This window comes from Candidatus Nitrospira nitrificans (genome assembly GCF_001458775.1).
Lineage (GTDB): Bacteria > Nitrospirota > Nitrospiria > Nitrospirales > Nitrospiraceae > Nitrospira_D > Nitrospira_D nitrificans.
This window is the reverse complement of the sequence record NZ_CZPZ01000001.1, coordinates 1-16566: the sequence shown is the minus strand read 5'-3', so window position 1 is coordinate 16566 and position 16566 is coordinate 1. Positions and strand designations below refer to the sequence as shown.

Annotated in this window: 13 protein-coding genes; 7 read left to right on the top strand and 6 right to left on the bottom strand. The window is 57.0% G+C overall.

Annotated elements, in window-relative coordinates:
• Window positions 1-77 precede the first annotated feature (77 nt).
• Window positions 78-1106, top strand: coding sequence for a hypothetical protein (locus tag COMA2_RS00070; protein ID WP_090893532.1), 1029 nt, complete (start codon window positions 78-80; stop codon window positions 1104-1106).
• A gap of 520 nt (window positions 1107-1626) precedes the next feature.
• Here COMA2_RS00070 and COMA2_RS00065 read toward each other — a convergent pair.
• The gene (locus COMA2_RS00065; RefSeq protein WP_090893530.1) at window positions 1627-1947 is read right to left on the bottom strand and encodes a hypothetical protein; all 321 of its coding nucleotides are present in this window, start codon (window positions 1945-1947) and stop codon (window positions 1627-1629) included.
• A gap of 301 nt (window positions 1948-2248) precedes the next feature.
• On the opposite strand from COMA2_RS00065, the gene COMA2_RS00060 reads away from it, so the two are divergent.
• The 6 genes from COMA2_RS00060 (at window position 2249) to COMA2_RS00035 (ending at window position 12254) form a co-directional block, all read left to right on the top strand.
• On the top strand, window positions 2249-4420 hold the full coding sequence (locus COMA2_RS00060; protein WP_090893529.1) for a type I secretion system permease/ATPase: 2172 nt from the start codon (window positions 2249-2251) through the stop codon (window positions 4418-4420).
• Window positions 4421-4429: 9 nt separating this feature from the next.
• The gene (locus COMA2_RS00055) at window positions 4430-5824 is read left to right on the top strand and encodes an HlyD family type I secretion periplasmic adaptor subunit (RefSeq protein ID WP_090893527.1); all 1395 of its coding nucleotides are present in this window, start codon (window positions 4430-4432) and stop codon (window positions 5822-5824) included.
• Window positions 5825-5828: 4 nt separating this feature from the next.
• A complete protein-coding gene (locus COMA2_RS00050) occupies window positions 5829-7184 on the top strand; it encodes a TolC family protein (RefSeq protein WP_090893525.1) in 1356 nt (451 codons plus the stop codon).
• A 162-nt stretch (window positions 7185-7346) separates the two neighbouring features.
• A complete protein-coding gene (malQ, locus tag COMA2_RS00045; protein ID WP_090893523.1) occupies window positions 7347-9599 on the top strand; it encodes a 4-alpha-glucanotransferase in 2253 nt (750 codons plus the stop codon).
• Between the two features lie 70 nt (window positions 9600-9669).
• The gene (locus COMA2_RS00040; RefSeq protein WP_090893521.1) at window positions 9670-10842 is read left to right on the top strand and encodes a sensor histidine kinase; all 1173 of its coding nucleotides are present in this window, start codon (window positions 9670-9672) and stop codon (window positions 10840-10842) included.
• On the top strand, window positions 10842-12254 hold the full coding sequence (locus COMA2_RS00035; protein ID WP_090893519.1) for a sigma-54-dependent transcriptional regulator: 1413 nt from the start codon (window positions 10842-10844) through the stop codon (window positions 12252-12254). Before COMA2_RS00040 ends, COMA2_RS00035 begins: the two co-directional genes overlap by 1 nt.
• Here COMA2_RS00035 and COMA2_RS00030 read toward each other — a convergent pair.
• The 5 genes from COMA2_RS00030 to COMA2_RS19640 all read right to left on the bottom strand — a co-directional run.
• Complete coding sequence (locus tag COMA2_RS00030) at window positions 12251-12736, bottom strand: hypothetical protein (protein WP_090893516.1); 486 nt, start codon at window positions 12734-12736, stop codon at window positions 12251-12253. The genes COMA2_RS00035 and COMA2_RS00030 overlap by 4 nt on opposite strands.
• A complete protein-coding gene (locus tag COMA2_RS00025) occupies window positions 12733-12987 on the bottom strand; it encodes an Lrp/AsnC ligand binding domain-containing protein (RefSeq protein WP_090894181.1) in 255 nt (84 codons plus the stop codon). Before COMA2_RS00025 ends, COMA2_RS00030 begins: the two co-directional genes overlap by 4 nt.
• Before the next feature lie 166 nt (window positions 12988-13153).
• On the bottom strand, window positions 13154-14554 hold the full coding sequence (locus COMA2_RS19645) for a PD-(D/E)XK nuclease domain-containing protein (protein ID WP_139076925.1): 1401 nt from the start codon (window positions 14552-14554) through the stop codon (window positions 13154-13156).
• Between the two features lie 1487 nt (window positions 14555-16041).
• A complete protein-coding gene (locus COMA2_RS00005; RefSeq protein ID WP_090893509.1) occupies window positions 16042-16422 on the bottom strand; it encodes a helix-turn-helix domain-containing protein in 381 nt (126 codons plus the stop codon).
• A gap of 47 nt (window positions 16423-16469) precedes the next feature.
• Window positions 16470-16566, bottom strand: a 97-nt coding sequence (locus COMA2_RS19640; RefSeq protein WP_139076923.1) for an IS3 family transposase, incomplete at its 5' end; no start/stop codon positions are given.

The following is a 16566-nucleotide window of genomic DNA, read 5'->3' as shown; positions in this document are numbered from 1 at the left end:
CCCAATATTCTGAACGTGTTCCGTCACAGAGGGCCTGTAGCCAGGCTGGATGTTTCTTTGAAAGGTGGTCCTTGTCGATGAAGCGAGAATTGTTTGTGCGAAGAGCGCCATGGCCATGGCGCCGAACCACGACGCTGATCGGTGGTGTGCTGCTGCTCGTCGGAGTCAGCTCCACTCCGGCCTGGAGTGAAACTCCTGCGCCATCCGTCCACTGGGGGAGTATGTCATTCCCTGACCAGTATTCCACCGTTACGGGGGGACTAACCCTCAATCGGTTTACTCCCTTTGACGGGCTGGGGAACAGGTATGATTCCACGGTAGGGACGACACTCGGCTTCAACTTGATCACGATGAGCTGGACCCAGCATTGGGGTGGGGATTGGAAGAACTGGAGCACCAATCTTACCGCCGGCATCAGTCCCACGGGGGACGAAATCACTCAGCACCTTCAAAATAAATTGGTCCATCAACTTCGTGGGCTTCCGAACGTTCCAAGTGTGAATCCTCGTATCGAGACCGACGCGATGATTGATGGGTCGGTGACTCGATGGATTTCCATGTTCGACCGAAAGGTGCTCTTTGCGGGGGGAGGATTTTCCGTCGGGACTATTTATCAACAGGGATTTCTGCGAGCCGGTGTGCGACGATTGCAGATCACCCCGTCGGTGTGGCGTTCGGAGAAGTGGGGCGATATAAACGTCCGGGCCTCTGCTATGGGAAGGGTCAGTTATCAGAGCGACGGGTCTGCGCTCCATGCAGTGAGAAATATGGCGGGGCTGGTACAGCCGTCGATTGCCATTGGCCAATACCGGACTACCGAGACGGGTGAAACGATCCCGACCTGGGAAATCGAATTTGCGCTCATGTGGGACACTGGGATCTTCGTCAATGCAGCGGGAGAGAGCCAGAAGCACTTTGCATGGTCCATAGCGGCTTCCGCCGGTCCGGTGCGGTTCGAAACCTGGAACGATAGTATGGGAAACATCGTGGAACGAGACTACGGTCCCACGTATGGCGCAAGTCTGACGCTCGATGTCCTGCGAGTGTGGAACATCATCCAAGACTTCCGATCGAAACCCGCCCCAGACCAGCCGGCAGCGTCATGAAAAGCGTTCTGTAATTTACAAAGGAAATCCTAAGCCCGGCAATACAAAGACGCCTGTCCATTTTTAAACGAAGCGCCTCTGAGATAAGCTGGCCTCAATGTCACGAGGGGTAGGCAGGGCGTGCAGCTGTGAGGTGCTGCTATTCAGTCTGGTGCGTGGCTACCGATGCGGATTGCATGTCGGCGGTGATGCAGGACTGCAAGAGCTCATGCCTTGCCATGAGGTGGCGGTAGCGTGATGGCCTGTGGATGTATGACTTTTTATGACGATCGTGGACGGCGGGCGGTGGGTTTCGGGCTCTTCTTTGCTCGAAGGGGGACCAATATTTTGCGCTTGGCGTCTACACGCAGACTCTGGCAAACAGTTCCAAGATCGCAATGGCAGTATTCGGTAGGCACCTCTAGTTCGAGTGCCTTCAGCTTTTTGGTTGCAATCGGCCGGGGAAGTGGAACGTTACTTTTCACGTCAATCCGTGCGGCAGCGACGATATTCCCTTTGGAATTAAAGACGAGGGAGAGCTTCATGGAGTGCTCACTTTGATGGCAGTAAACCGCAGATCCGTGAATTTCCCTTGGAGCTCCCGTGAAGTCGTATCCACTCTCACTGTGAGAATAGTGGCCTGACGACCGCCTCTGCCGGCGCTTGGATTCGTCCGAATATCTTCAACCGCTGTCACCCGTTCGACTGTGACAAAGACGTCGGCTTGTCGTCGCAAGGGCCGCACGCAAAAGCTCCAAAAGAACGTACCGTCCCCTAGATCCCAGGTCCAATCGCCTGTGGTTCCATAGGCTTGGTAGAGAAGGGCGTTTTCGTCTGTCCAATATTGAGTGGTAGTCGCCATGGCCGCCGTATATAGCGGAACACGTACATCCTGTCAATATGAGATTTTGCACAGGCTTCGGTGGTGGTTTCGTTTTTTGGAGGACTTGTGAGCTCATGCTCAGTCAGTTGAGTGAAAGGCTAAGCTTCACTCAACTCAGAGATCCACTAACGTATTCGACGTGCTTGCTCCAACCACACCACTTCCGTTGGACGATCCCCCCTCTAAGAGAAGTCAGAACCGTTCCGATCCGTTGATACAATCGGCGCGTAGACCTTGACGTAGCGACTTATCTCGCAGAGGCGGTACAAGAGTGGCTCCCATGAACAATTCCGGGCCGCAACGAGTGGATCACAGTTCCGCTGCTTTCTTCAATGGATCGCCGGCAGACAGCGGCCTGATTTGCCTCCTCATTCTCGCTCGCTTCCATGATCTTCCGGCCGATGGCGCACAGTTGCGGCATCAGTTTGCGCAGCCCGGGCAAGTCCTGACGGATATCGATTTGCTCCGCGCGGCCAAACACCTTGGGTTGAAGGCTGGTTTGCGCAAGGTCGAGTGGCGCAGCCTGCCCACGGCACCACTGCCTGCCATGGTAAAGCGGAAGGACGGCGGGTATGTCGTGCTGGCGAAGGTCGAAACGGAAACGGTATTGGTCCAGGATCCGATCGAAGCGCGCCCGCTTGTTCTCTCCCGCGAGCAGTTCGAAGCGATGTGGACGGGAGAACTTCTGCTCTTGGCCAAGCGGGCTCACGGCGGTCTGCAAGATTTGAAGTTCGATTTTACGTGGTTCATTCCCGCGATCGTCAAGTACCGCACGTTTTTCGGCGAAGTGCTGGTTGCGTCGTTCTTCCTTCAACTTTTCGCGCTGTTGACCCCGCTCTTTACACAAGTCGTCATCGATAAGGTGCTTGTCCATAAGGGCTTTACCACGCTCCATGTACTGGCCATCGGCATGATCACGCTGGCGGTCTTTGAAGCGACGTTGGGCGGGCTCCGCACCTATCTTTTTGCTCACACGACGAATCGGATCGACGTGAGTCTGGGCGCGCAACTCTTTCGACACGTGCTGGCGCTTCCACTTTCCTATTTTGAAGCGAGACGAGTCGGCGACACGGTCGCCCGTGTGCGTGAGTTGGAGCAGATCCGTCAATTCTTGACCAGCCATGCGGTCACTGTGGCGCTCGACGTGATCTTCACGCTCGTCTTCCTGGCCGTGATGTGGTTCTACAGTTCCACGCTCACGCTCGTGGTCATGGCGTCGCTTCCGGTGTATGCAGTGCTGTCGATCGCCATTACTCCGGCGATCCGAGCGCGCCTGCATGAAAAGTTCAATCGCGGCGCAGAGAATCAGGCGTTCTTAGTCGAAGTGGTCAGCGGAATCCAAACTGTGAAAGCCATGGCGGTCGAACCTCCGCTTTTGCGGAAGTGGGAGGAACAACTGGCCGGCTATGTCCGATCGAGTTTTCGAGCCACGAGCCTCATGATGATAGCCGGCCAATCGGCGGCCTGTGTCCAAAAGGTGACCACTGTCGCCATCTTGTGGGTCGGCGCCTACGGTGTGATTGAAGGCGACCTCAGTATCGGGCAGTTGATCGCCTTCAATATGCTGTCGGCGCAAGTGACGGGGCCGCTCTTGCGGTTGGTCAATCTCTGGCAAGAGTTTCAGCAAGTCGGGATTTCCGTGCAACGGTTGGGTGATGTGCTGAATACGCAGCCTGAGCCTTCATACAACCCGAACCGGACGACGCTTCCCCATGTGACGGGCCACGTTCGGTTCGATGAAGTCACGTTTCGCTACCGGCCTGATGGCCCGGAGATTCTTCGCAAGGTGTCGTTTGCCGTCGCGCCCGGACACGTGATCGGCATTGTCGGGCGGTCAGGGTCCGGGAAAAGCACCATTGCCAAATTGCTGCAGCGCCTCTATGTGCCGGAACGGGGGCGTGTGTTGGTAGACGGCGTGGATTTGGCTCAGGTCGATCCTGCATGGTTGCGTAGGCAAGTGGGGGTCGTGCTGCAGGAAAATTTCCTGTTCAACGGCTCAGTACGGAGCAATATTGCGTTGACGGATCCAGGATTGGGGATGGACCAGGTGATCCAAGCGGCGAAATCGGCCGGTGCCCACGAGTTCATCCTGGAATTGGAGGACGGATATGACACCGTGATCGGAGAGCACGGATGTACGTTGTCGGGAGGCCAGCGTCAGCGCATCGCCATTGCGCGGGCCGTGGTCGCCGATCCTCGTATTCTGATCTTCGATGAGGCGACCAGCGCGCTGGACTACGAATCCGAAGGGGTGATCCAGCGGAACATGGCGCGGATCAGCCAGGGTCGCACGGTCTTCATCATTGCACATCGACTGAGTATGGTGCGGCTCGCCCATCGCATCTATGTCGTCGAAAAGGGGGAGATTGTCGAGCAGGGGTCGCATGACGAGCTGCTCCATGTCGGTGGGTTTTATGCGCGCTTACACGCGCATCAAGTCTGTATGGGGTAGAAGGGTACGATGGCCTTCGGAGCGTTCTCACGGCACTGGACAGTGTGGAAGGCGGCGTGGCAAGCCGAATCAAGCCAGCCGGCCGGCACGTCTGCTCCCGGCGAGCGGGCCACAGAGTTTCTGCCGGCGGTGTTGGAAATTCAGCAGGCACCGCCCTCGCCGATCGGCCGAGCTGTCCTCTGGACCATCTTGGCGGCCTTCACCGCCGGAACGCTGTGGACCACGTTCGGCCGGATCGATATCGTGGCGACGGCTCAGGGCAGGATCATCCCCAGCGGGTACTCGAAGATCGTCCAGCCCTATGAAACAGGGGTCATTGCTTCAATTCACATCCAGGACGGACAAGCCGTGAAACAGGGCGATGTGCTGATCGAACTCGATTCGACCCTCAATCGCGCCGATCGTGACCGGGCATCCAATGAGTATCGAGCGGCAACAGTGGAAGCGGCGAGATTGCGGGCCCTGATCAAGGGGCAGTCCGCGTTCGAGGCCCCTCCCGATGCGGACAGAGCCTATGTCTTGTTGCAACAACAGTTGCTGCGCGACCAGTTCGCCGAATACCAGGCCAAGATGGCGGCGGCTCAACATCTGGTTGCTCAACGGCAGGCTGCCGTCGAGCAGACGCAAGAAAATATTTTCCGTTTGGAAGCCACGGTGCCGATGGAGACGGAACGTGCCGAGGCCTATAAAAAGCTGCTGGAGCATGAAGCCGTCACGAAGATGGACTTCCTCCAGGCCGAAGGGCAGCGAATCGACAAGGCGCAGGAGTTGGCCGGGCAAAAGAAGAAGCTCCGACAGGATCAGGCAGCCTTCGCCGAGGCTGAGAAGCAGTACCAGGCCATGCTGTTGGAATTTCAGCAAAGCAAACGGGCCGAACTGTCGGCTCTCGAAACGAAGGCTATCTCGCTCGCGCAAGAGGTGGCGAAGGCGGGACAAAAAGCCGGGTTGCAGCGGCTTGTCGCGCCGATCGACGGCGTGGTGCAACAGTTAGCGGTGCATACCGTCGGTGGCGTCGTGACTCCGGCCCAGCAGCTGCTCATGGTCGTGCCGCAAGACCATTCGGTCGAGGTCGAGGCGCAAGTCGAAAATAAAGACGTGGGGTTTGTGAAGGAAGGGCAGCCGGCCGAGATTAAGGTCGAAACGTTCCAGTTCACGTTGTATGGCACGATCCCCGGCTCTGTGCTGACGGTCTCCGATGATGCCGTTTCCATCGAAAAAGTCGGTCTGGTGTACCCAACGAGAGTCAGTCTGGATCGGTCGACGATGCAGGTCGAAGGCAAACAGGTGAATCTTTCACCTGGGATGGCCGTGACCGTTGAGATCAAAACCGGACAGCGCCGCATCGTCGAGTATTTGCTGAGTCCCTTGCTCAAATCGATGAAGGAAAGCCTGAGGGAGCGGTGAACGGATGGTGAATTCATCGGCTCCGCTTGGATTCTGCCTGCTGGTTGTCGGAGTGCTTGCTACCGACGTGGTACGGGCCGATGCCCCAACCGGGGGATCGAGCGTCGGCTTGTCTCGGCCCCTTGCCCCTCAGCCCCTTCGGCTCACCTTGAAAGGTGCATTGGCCGCAGCCGTTGATAACAATCCTGACGTCCTGTTGTACAAAGAACGAATTCAGGAAGCCAAGGGCCAGGTGCGGACACAATTGGGAGCCATGCTGCCCAACGTATCCGCCAATGTGCGACAGACCAGACAGACGCAATTTCTCGGGACCATCGGCCTCTCGCCGGTGCGTACCGACCCCTTCAGTATTTTCGATACGAGGATCAGCGCCACGCAGAATCTGTTCAGCCTCAGCTTGATTCAACGGTGGCGGGCCTCGCGGGAATCGCTCCAGGTAACTGAGCAGGAAGCGGAAGCCAGGAAATCGGACACGATGGCCGGCGTGGCGCTCGCCTATATGGAAGGGTTGAAAGCTGCGGCGATGATCAAGATGCACGAGGCGAATCAGCAGGTGATGACCGAATTGCTCGGAACCGTCAGGCAGCGGCAACGAGGAGGGCTGGCCACAGGGTTGGACATCGCGCGGCTGGAAGCGCAGCTCGCTGTGGAGCGGCAACAAGGGTCGTCTTCCGGGTATGACCTTGAACATGCCAAATTGAGCCTCATCGATCTCTTGGCATTGCCGACGGAGACGCCTCTTGTTTTGACCGATGAATGGTCGACAGATGTGTGGGAGATCCCGACGCCGCAGGAGGCCGTGGAAGAGGCGTTGAGCCGACGGCCGGAGGTTCAGGCGCAGCACACCCGTGTGAAAGCTTCGGAGCTGACCTATTCCTCCCTTACTGGGGAGCGATTGCCGTCGCTGGTGGCTCAGGGAGAGTATGGGCTCATCGGCAATCGATGGAACAATACGCTCGATACGTACAATATGGCACTGATCCTCCAGATCCCGATCTTCGACGGAGCCCAGCGTGAGGGCCGCATCGCCCAAGCCCGAAGTCAGTGGCAGCAAGAATCGTTACGCATGAGATCGGTGCTCAACCACATCAAGATGGAAGTCCATGACGCTCTCGCGTCACTGGTTGCGGCAAAAGAGCAGGTTGGTATTGCGCAGGCTGGATTACAGATGGCGACCAAGGAGCTGGATCTTGCGCGAGAACGGTACGCCGTTCTGAGCTCCACCAGTCACTTTGAACTCACCAATGGGCTCTCGTCAGTGGCCCGTGCCAGAGAAAACCTCGTCACCGCACTCTTCCAACTCAACGCCGCTCGGGTCAATCTCGCCCGCTCCACCGGAAATCTCCATGCGCTGAAGTAGAAGCCGTTTGAGGCGTCAGTCAACGTTGGCCTGCCGGCGCTCAGTCCGCGCGGTCTCGACCGTTTCACGATACCTATCTTGGTGCTTCCCAGCCGGTTCAAGCAAAGGGGCAGAGTCTGCATTGCCTTGACTTGATCTCGTCCTTCGCTCAGACTCACACGGATGTTTGATCAATCTGAAAGTGATCTGTTGCGTCTGTTGGCCGATCGCGCGGGGATTGCTGCCGACTACTACGACATCGCTGGAACGCACCATGTGACGACGGATGAAACGCGACGGGCCATTCTGGCTGCCATGAATCTCCGGGTGGCGAATCGCGAGGAACTTATTGCGGAGCTGGAGACATGGGATAATCGGTGGTGGCTCAGGGGCTGCGAACCTGTGTATGTGCTGCGGTTGGGACGAGAGGCAGGGGCCTGGTCGCTGTATGTGCCATGCGAGAGTTCGAACGATTCCCTTCTGTCCATCAACTGGTCAGTCTACGCGGAGAACGGGGACACGCACTATCGGTGCGCCGAAGGGCCCGCTCTCAAAGTCCAAGAAACTCGGACGATTCAGGGGCGCCGGTTTGTGCGAGCTGCGGTGGGATTTCCACAAGACCTGCCGCTTGGCTACTACACCGTCACAGCCCACGCGCAGGGAGGCGGCACGAATACGGAGGCCACGTTTCGCCTCATCGTCGCGCCGGAGCGCTGTTACATTCCGGATGAACTTCAACAGGGTATTCGGTGGTGGGGCGTGGCTTTGCAGCTCTATTCCTTGCGGAGTCACCACAATTGGGGGGTCGGTGATTTTCGAGATCTGGGTGCCGTCATTGAATGGGCCGGAAAGCGCCTGGGCGCTGCGGTGGTCGGACTGAATCCGCTTCACGCGCTCAAGAATACCATTCCCTATCATATGAGTCCCTATTCACCCACGAGTCGCCTTTTCTTAAACGACTTATACATCGACGTGACTCAGGTTTCAGAGTGCTGGACGGGTCCAGAGGTGCAGCGCCGGCTTGCCGATCCCTCAGTCCGTTCGAGGATCGAAGCAGCTCGGCGATGCGAGCTCGTGGATTACAACGCGGTGAGGTCGGTGAAACGCGAGGTGCTCGAACTGTGCTATCACGTGTTTCTGCGGGACAACTTCGAAGGCGTCGAACCGGAGTTGAAGCCGATGACCGTCCGGGGGAGACACTTCCAGCACTTCACGGAGCGGGAAGGGGAATCTTTGGCGCACTATGCAGTGTTTCAAGCCCTGGAGGAAGAACGGCAGTCTGCATGCTCGACCGCAGCAATCTGGGAGGACTGGCCGGAATCCTATCGCACTCCGAGATCGGAGGCTGTGGAGGAATTTCGGCGTCGGCGGATGTCGCGGGTACGGTTCTTTCAGTATCTGCAATGGCTGGCTGCGGAACAACTGCTTGCGGTGGTGCGGAAAACGCACGAAGCCGGCATGCCGATCGGCTTGTACCATGATTTTGCGCTGGGAAGCGATCGCTATGGCGCCGATGGATGGCTGAATCAGGAGGTCTTGGCGTTCAAGGCCGACTGCGGCGCGCCTCCCGATGCGTTCGCCCCCGAGGGACAGAATTGGGGATTTTCTCCGCTCGATCCCTTGCGTCTGCGCGCGAACGGCTATCGGTACTTTATCCAATTACTCCGCAATAATCTCCGCTATGGAGGGGCGATACGGATCGACCATGTCATGGCGCTCTTTCGGTTGTTTTGGATTCCCCGCGGTCTTCCGCCCGCGATGGGGACCTACGTGCATTACCGGGACGATGAGCTGCTGGCGATTCTGGCGTTGGAGAGCGTGCGGGCCAAGGCCATGGTGATCGGCGAAGATCTGGGCACCGTTCCCGATTGGGTGCGTGACCGACTTGGACCAGCCGGTGTGTTGTCGTATCGAGTGTTCTATTTTGAGCGAGAGCCCTGGGGCGGGTGGAAGCCCCCGGCCCATTATCCCGCTCAAGCGCTCGCCGTCGCCACCACTCACGATCTTCCAACCTTGGTGGGGTATTGGGAAGGCGTGGATATCGACACGCGATCCGCACTGGGTCTCTTCCCTTCGGAGGACGCTCGACATGCGATGTGGGCGGAGCGGCATCGAGAAAAGGCGGGGATTCTCACGGCTTTGAAGTCTCAAGGCCTCCTACCGGCTGGTGTATCGGAAGATCCTGCCCAGGTGCCGATCATGACGACTGAGCTGATGGAAAGTATTCATCAGTATCTGGCCCGCACCCCTGCGTGGATTGTCTTGGCCAATCTTGACGATGTCATCGGCACCCGTGTCCAGACCAATCTACCGGGGACAGTCGACCAGCACCCGAATTGGTGTCGGAAGTTGAGCGTGCCGGTGGAGGAGTTGGCCCAAGATTTCCGATTCGAACGACTCGCGGCTCTGTTGCGTTTGACCCGCCCTCTTGTGTAAGTACTTTCGTGAAGGAATCCTTACGTTCTCGATTCAGAGGCTGTGATCATCGGCCGGACGGAGCCAATCGATGATCCCCATGACGCATCGTGACCGCCTTGTGTTGGCCATCGCGGCGGCGTGCTTTCTCATCATTTTGGTCATTGAAGAGTTTGCCCCGGCTAACGTCGTCGGCGCGTATGGGTATGTGTTGCCGATCTTGTTGGTGACGACTCTTCGGAATCGAACCATTATGTTGGTGACGGTGCTGGCCTGTGTCATGGGGACCTATTCAGGTTTACTCCAACCGACGAAGCCGGGCCGATTTCAAGCCGCGATCATCAATCGGAGCGTCGTCGTCGGTGTTTTACTGTCGGTGGCGTACCTTGGGGTGAGCTGGGAAGAGCGGAAGGCGCGAGAGGAGGCGGCCCGGGCGGCACTGGCCCGAGAAACCGAGAATCTGCTCAAAGCCAACACACAGTTGGTGCAGGCCAAAGATCAGCTGAACCGATCGGAACGGTTGGCTGCGGTGGGACAGCTCGTGGCATCCGTGGCGCATGAGGTGGGCACGCCGCTTCATTCAATCGCGTGGCACGTGCAGGCGTTGGCCGAGGAGCCCGGTGCGACGCCCGAGATGAGGAGACGGGTGGCCATCATCGATGATCAGCTCACACGAGTCGTTCGCATCATTCAGGATTTACTGTCTTCGACTCGTCCGCGCCAGCCTGAGCCGCGATGGCTTCCGGTGGAGGATGTGGTCGGTCCCTCGGCGGTCTTGATGGAACCGGCTTTTCATGAGAAAGGAATCGCGCTGACGGTCGACATTCCAAAGGATCTTCCGCAGGTGTGGGCGGATAAGGAGAAAATCCATCAAGTATTGGTGAATATCTTGACGAATGCACTCGCCGCAACTCCCTCACACGGCAACGTCACCATCATGGCAGGAAGTCGCGAGGCGTCGCCCGCTGAACTGGAACGGGGTCGGCTGGTCGCAGACGGCATGTCGCCGTTGGTGATTACGATCGCGGTGCAAGACACAGGATGTGGGATGCCGGAGGAGGATCTCCAGAAGGCCTTTCAACCGTTTTTCACGACGAAGGCCGTTGGCAAGGGGACCGGATTGGGACTATTCTTGAGCCACGAATCAGTGGTGGCTCATGGCGGGAGCCTGGTGTTGACGAGTGAGATCGAGCGTGGCACGACCGTGACGATGACGTTGCCGGCGATGCAAAGCAAACCCATTCATGCGAGCGAGGAGGTGTGATGCGGCCGGCAACGATTCTGGTGGCTGACGACGATGTGGTTGCACGTGAGCTGTTGGCGGAGGCCCTCAGGAAAGAAGGGTATCACGTCGAGGCGTTTGCAGGCGGAGCAGAAGTGATCGCGCGTGGACGCCAGGGACGGGTTGATTTGGTGCTGACGGACATCCGCATGGGTGCGGTGGATGGACTGACGGTTTTGCGGGAGTTCAAACGAGTGAGTCCCAATACCGCCGTGGTGGTGCTCACCGCGTTCGGCTCGCTGGAAGGCGCGATCGAAGCGATTAAGCAGGGTGCCTACGATTATCTGGCGAAGCCGTTCAAGAAGGAGGACATCAAGCTGGTGGTCAAGCGGGCCCTGGATCACTGCCGATTGCTTCAAGAAAATGCGCGGTTCCGTGAAGAGTTGAGGAGTAAGGACGACTGGTCTCCGTTGGTCGGAAGCAGCACGGCGATGTTGGAGGTGTACAAGTTAGTCGCGCGCGTGGCGGAAAGCAAAAGCACGGTCCTGCTCCAGGGGGAAAGTGGAACCGGCAAAGAGCTCATTGCGCGTGCGATTCATGCGAATGGCCCCCGCCGGGGCAATCCGTTCATCCCCGTCAATTGCGGCGCGTTGCCCGATACCTTGCTGGAATCGGAAATGTTCGGCTATGAAAAAGGGGCCTTCACGGGGGCCGTCGGGACCAAGGTCGGACTCTTTGAATCGGCCAATGGCGGCACGTTGTTTCTCGATGAGATCGGCGAGCTTGGACAGGCATTGCAAGTGAAGTTGTTGCGGGTCATGCAGGATCAGGAGGTCCGACGGGTCGGAAGCACCACTTCCACCAAAGTCGATGTTCGGATCATCGCTGCCACGAATCGAGATCTTGAGCAGTTGGTGAAGGATGGAAAATTTCGAGACGACCTTTTCTACCGGCTGAAAGTCGTTCCGATTACATTGCCGTCATTGGCCGAGCGGCGGGAAGACATTCCCATGCTGGTGCATCACTTCTTGCAAAAGTGCGCGGCAGGGACCGACCACGCGGTACGGGGTGTCCTGCCTGAAACCATGACCCTTTTGACCCAATATCGATGGCCTGGCAACGTTCGGGAACTTGAAAATGCGATTGAACGTGCCGTGTCATTAAGCCACGGGCCCCTCCTGACACCAGAGGATTTACCTGAGGTCATTCGTCAGGCTGCTACGGCTGAGGTCGATGCACGACTGTCGCAAGCCGATCAACTCGATGAAGTGTATCTGACCCTCGAGGAGGTGGAAAAACGCCATTTGACTCGAGTACTCAAGGAAACGAAGGGAAATAAGGTGAAGGCTGCAAAAATCCTTGGCATCGATAGACGAACGCTCTACCGTATGGCAGAGCGTTTCGGCTTGGATCTCGGAGAAGAGACTGAAGGGGCGGAAAAAGAGCCTGTCTAAGGCTTCGACCCGTAAAAGGTTTCGGTTGTATACGTGGTCTGCACGATTTTCAATTCGTTCTTGATCAAACGAAGCTTGTTTTCAGCGCTTTGAGGAACTTGAGGCGCGGTGGGCTCCCATTCTTGAAACATCGTTTGCTTGCCTTCTGACGAGACTTGCAACCGGAGGCGAGAGCTCTGATCGGTTTCCGATGTCACGGAGGCTTCGGCACGGCTTCTGACCACACCTAGCCGTCCCCTCACCAGCCAATCCCAGATACTAGGCTGCTCGCCCCTGTAGCCTGTCTGAAGCTGCGCTCCATCCTTCCAGTCCACATTGTAGTTGTCATCCGACAAAACTTTAGTCACAGCCGCTTTCACCCGGTCTGCCGATGCGGGCAATGTGACGTCAACGACGTCAGGCTGGATGGCGTACTGCACGCCGGTACATCCAAACGCGAAAACGGAAAGGGCGACAATGGCGAGACAGTCCTTTCGAATCATTTTGCTCTGGCCTCCTTCAGTCGGTACACGAGGTGAGTATCGGTCTGCGTCACTCCTTCTATGCGATGTATTCGACTCAAGACCAGTTGGGTCAAGGCATCTTGGTCTGCTATGTCAGCTATCGCGATAATATCCGGCTTGCCCCAACAGGGATCGATCGTCTTTATTTCTTGAATGTCACCCAGTGCCTTGACGACAGCAGCTGTCTGCCCAGGGAGAACATTGATGAGCACGTACGCCCGGTCAGACATCTCTTGATCTCCCGGAGCTGGGCCGTGAATAGTATACGGAATTGCCCCGGAAGTGGGCTGCGTTATAGCAAAGTCACTGTGCCCTGTCAACCCGGGCTTGGCCTTCATGGTTTTCGATGACGACGGGATAGAAGGGATCCTCTTCAAATTTGATTTTGTCATGGCCTCACTTGGGCGCCACGAGCACTTCGACCCGGCAGTGCTCGCTGACGCTTGTTAGGGTGGTTTCCAGCCGCCTCGGGCTTCCGATGCGGCCTTCCGGATCGTACATAAAGCAAAATATCGTGGTGCATCGCCCTTGCGTTCGATAATAGGCGGAGTCGGCCGCCACCTGATCAGCGAGTTCTTTCGTGGTTACGCCTGGTCCGGTCTTCTTTGCCACGATCGCAATTTGATCTCGATTCACCAGAAGCGTTGTTCTGGCTGCGCCACCTGTATAGGGGGGCGTCCACTCATCAGTTGCAACTTCGTCGAACTCTACCTTCAGCAACGCGCACAAGAGGTCCTGGAGGTCGTAATCGTCGTCGACCTCCAGGGTCGGACGATAGTCCCTCCGAAGTCGGAGCTGGCGGGCTACGGAGTGGAAGCGCAGGCAGACTTTTCTGATGAGATTGAGTGGGTCTTGGTCAAGTGTGGACTCAATCACGCGAGCGATACTCAAGCCGATTGCCTGTTTGCCTATTGGGAAATCTTGCGGACCTTGGACCAGACTCGGAGACATCTCTGGCGGCATCGACGGGTAATTCGACGCAGAGGGTGGGGGAGGGATCTGCGGTTGCGTCGGTATTGCGGAAACGAGCGGAGCTGCCATCGGCGATGGAGGCGCTTGCGCGGCTTCTATCCGCCTATCAATCGCTGATGGCATGGGTTGAGCTGCGGGTACGGGAGGAGGGGAAGGGATGGGGCTGGCGATGGATTGAGGCGGTAACTCGGATGCTATAGGCATGGGTGTCAGCGACGGCGTAGGAGGCGGAGTCAGTGTCGGCGTTGGAATCAGGGTCGTTGCAGGCGCAGTAATCGTAGATTCCGGCATGGGCGGTTGTGAGTGAGCCGCGGGAGGCAGTGGAGCCATTGACGCTCCCACATTGGTTGTCACGGTCACAGCGCCGGTCATCGGCGAGGGTATCTGTTCTGTCACGATGACTGGAGGTGTAGACGGGACCAGTGCCATGCGAGCTATATTACTGAGGCTTCCTTCGGGTGGTGATTCTGGTTTTGGTGGTGGCTTGAGCCCTTGAAGTTCCAACTTTCGATCCTCCAGAGTGTGTATGAGGCCTTTAATGGCAGCTAGGCTCTGGGCTACCTCGGCCTTGTCCGCTGTACGAAGTTTGAAGTTGCGGTAGGTTTGAAACTCCTGAGATCGCTCACCGAACGCGTGGCGCAGACACTCGCGAAACTGCAACTCGGCTTTGCTTTGCGCGGCATCCCGATAGGGAAACCCTTCTTGACCGAGGTCATTGATCGCCGCCAACACCTCCTGAAGCTTGGTGATTCCGAGTGTGGCCTCTTCGATCAGAGCGGTTTTTGATCGAGGGCGCTGATGGTCTGTCGCGCGTGCTCGTGCCATGGTTGTGTGAAAAAAGTCTAACTGAGGGGGTACGGCATGACAAGAAAACAGCAGATTTTGACGAGGTGTGCTGTGACGTCCGGACTGGACGATCTAATTGAACCACTCTGAATGGGCCGGCCGCCAAGAGTGGCGGCCGGGTGTGTACATTCTGTATCGAGTCATCTGTGATTCGACGTGCTAGGCTGCCCCTTTCGATGCCATATGTTCACAAGATCCGGCGCAGCGGCGGCACAGCTCGGCGCACTGCCGTACCATCTGATCATCTCCTCCTATCTGTTCGCAGCTCTCCGCACAGAGCCGACAGATCTCCGAACAGAGGCCGCACATACGGTCGTGGAGCAAAGATTCCCGAGCCATATAATCGGCGGTCGTCGCACAGAGCTGTGCACAGTCCATTAATACCCGGATATAGTCAGCAGCCGCATGCCGACTTCCCAACTTTAAACAATGACCAATCATTTTGATGCAGGTCGCATGGCAGTCTTGACAGAGCTGAAGACAGCGTCGCATTTCCTCGCTCATGCCATGTCCGTCCATGACGGTCGCCTCGCCTGACATGTGGCGAAACGAAGAGTCGGGGGGCTCCTGAGGCTCTCGCATCGGACCATGGCCCGCATCATGTGTGGCGGCATCCACCTCTCGCGACATCACCAACGACACACCTGTAGCCAGTATCGACGCACCAGTGGTCACAAATGTTCTTCTGCTGATATCTGACATGCGTCCCCCTTTCATACTCTAGGGTCCACGTTGATCGCGTGGATTTGGAGAAGAGAAACTGTAAAGACTTGCCTGGTAGTCTAGAACCGAATGCAAGACGGAAGGAGGTATCAAATCCTTAAGACTGTTGTGTGGATCGAGGGATGGATAGGTGTATCGGCGCTACGTGGTGGATTAGTGATTCGAACAAGCGGAACAAACGTATCGGGAAGAAGATGAACAGGCAACGCGCATTCTAGATGGGACGTATAGGCGGCGGTGTGAGATGATAACTGTGATTGCGGGCCTATGTCGAGAAACGCGTCGCATGTTCCGCGTACTGGCGCCTCCGTCCCCGAGGAACAGTCCATCCCAGTTGATTGCTGTAACGGCAGGACACAGGCATAGGCGTTGAAGGTGAGAACGACGAGCAGAGCTGCCAGAAAGACAGAAACCCGCGCCATTCTTGAGATGCTACGCCTGGTTTGGAGTGCTGTCAATGCAGGTTTTCTGATCGGTTTTTTTCGATATCGAGATGACGATGAGCACAGTTGGATTGGAGAGAGGTATCGCGGATCAGAAGGGTGATCATTTTTGATGTAGGCGCTATTGCACATGGCCGGATAACAGAGGCGTTATGGCCCGGCCGTCTGAAGTGCGGCCGGATGGGTCCCTGTCTCTGATCCTCAGTAATTCGAACCGTGAAGCGATGCGAGGGTTGGCGTCTCGATGCCCATGGTGCGAACTGAGTCTGTGTTTTTGCCGATGGTCAGATAAAGAAACGTTTACGCAGCCTTGCGGCTGTTGGCCAGTGCAAAGAGTTTGTCAGTGACTTCGATATTCTCTTTGATCCTCTGAGCGAGGGCTGTGCCTTTTTCAGTGAGCTGTAGCTTGACGATTTTCCTATTCGCATTGACCTGTGGTTTGCGTATCCATCCATTTCTCTGAAGAAGTTGAACGGTTTTGACCGTTGAGAGGTTGGGAATGCAGAGCGCCGAAGAGATTTCCATCACCTGGCACTGAGGATGCCGGTCAAGATAAAGCACCATACTGGCCTGGATAGGTGAGACGCCAAGAGGTTGCAATCGGTGATGGAAAAAGCCCTGAAGACGGAGAAGAGTTTCTAGTGTGGAAAGGCTGCTTGTGTTGCCTTGAAACGGATTCATAGGGACAAGTATAGCTCTGATCTTCCCTCGATTTCATGGACACGTGGTTACGCGACTGCTGCCCGCGCTTCATACTCAGCTGGGGAGTGATAGCCGAGGGTTGAGTGCCGACGCTGCCGATTGTAGAACCCCTCGATGTATTCG

Bases quoted from the DNA above. Each gene is read 5' to 3' on its own strand.
- COMA2_RS00065 (WP_090893530.1), bottom strand. From the start codon at position 1,947: ATGGCGACTACCACTCAATATTGGACAGACGAAAACGCCCTTCTCTAC.
- COMA2_RS00035 (WP_090893519.1), top strand. From the start codon at position 10,842: ATGCGGCCGGCAACGATTCTGGTGGCTGACGACGATGTGGTTGCACGT.
- COMA2_RS00055 (WP_090893527.1), top strand. From the start codon at position 4,430: ATGGCCTTCGGAGCGTTCTCACGGCACTGGACAGTGTGGAAGGCGGCG.
- COMA2_RS00040 (WP_090893521.1), top strand. From the start codon at position 9,670: ATGATCCCCATGACGCATCGTGACCGCCTTGTGTTGGCCATCGCGGCG.
- COMA2_RS00005 (WP_090893509.1), bottom strand. From the start codon at position 16,422: ATGAATCCGTTTCAAGGCAACACAAGCAGCCTTTCCACACTAGAAACT.
- COMA2_RS00030 (WP_090893516.1), bottom strand. From the start codon at position 12,736: ATGATTCGAAAGGACTGTCTCGCCATTGTCGCCCTTTCCGTTTTCGCG.
- COMA2_RS00060 (WP_090893529.1), top strand. From the start codon at position 2,249: ATGAACAATTCCGGGCCGCAACGAGTGGATCACAGTTCCGCTGCTTTC.
- COMA2_RS00025 (WP_090894181.1), bottom strand. From the start codon at position 12,987: ATGTCTGACCGGGCGTACGTGCTCATCAATGTTCTCCCTGGGCAGACA.
- COMA2_RS00050 (WP_090893525.1), top strand. From the start codon at position 5,829: ATGGTGAATTCATCGGCTCCGCTTGGATTCTGCCTGCTGGTTGTCGGA.
- COMA2_RS19645 (WP_139076925.1), bottom strand. From the start codon at position 14,554: ATGGCACGAGCACGCGCGACAGACCATCAGCGCCCTCGATCAAAAACC.
- malQ (WP_090893523.1), top strand. From the start codon at position 7,347: ATGTTTGATCAATCTGAAAGTGATCTGTTGCGTCTGTTGGCCGATCGC.
- COMA2_RS00070 (WP_090893532.1), top strand. From the start codon at position 78: ATGAAGCGAGAATTGTTTGTGCGAAGAGCGCCATGGCCATGGCGCCGA.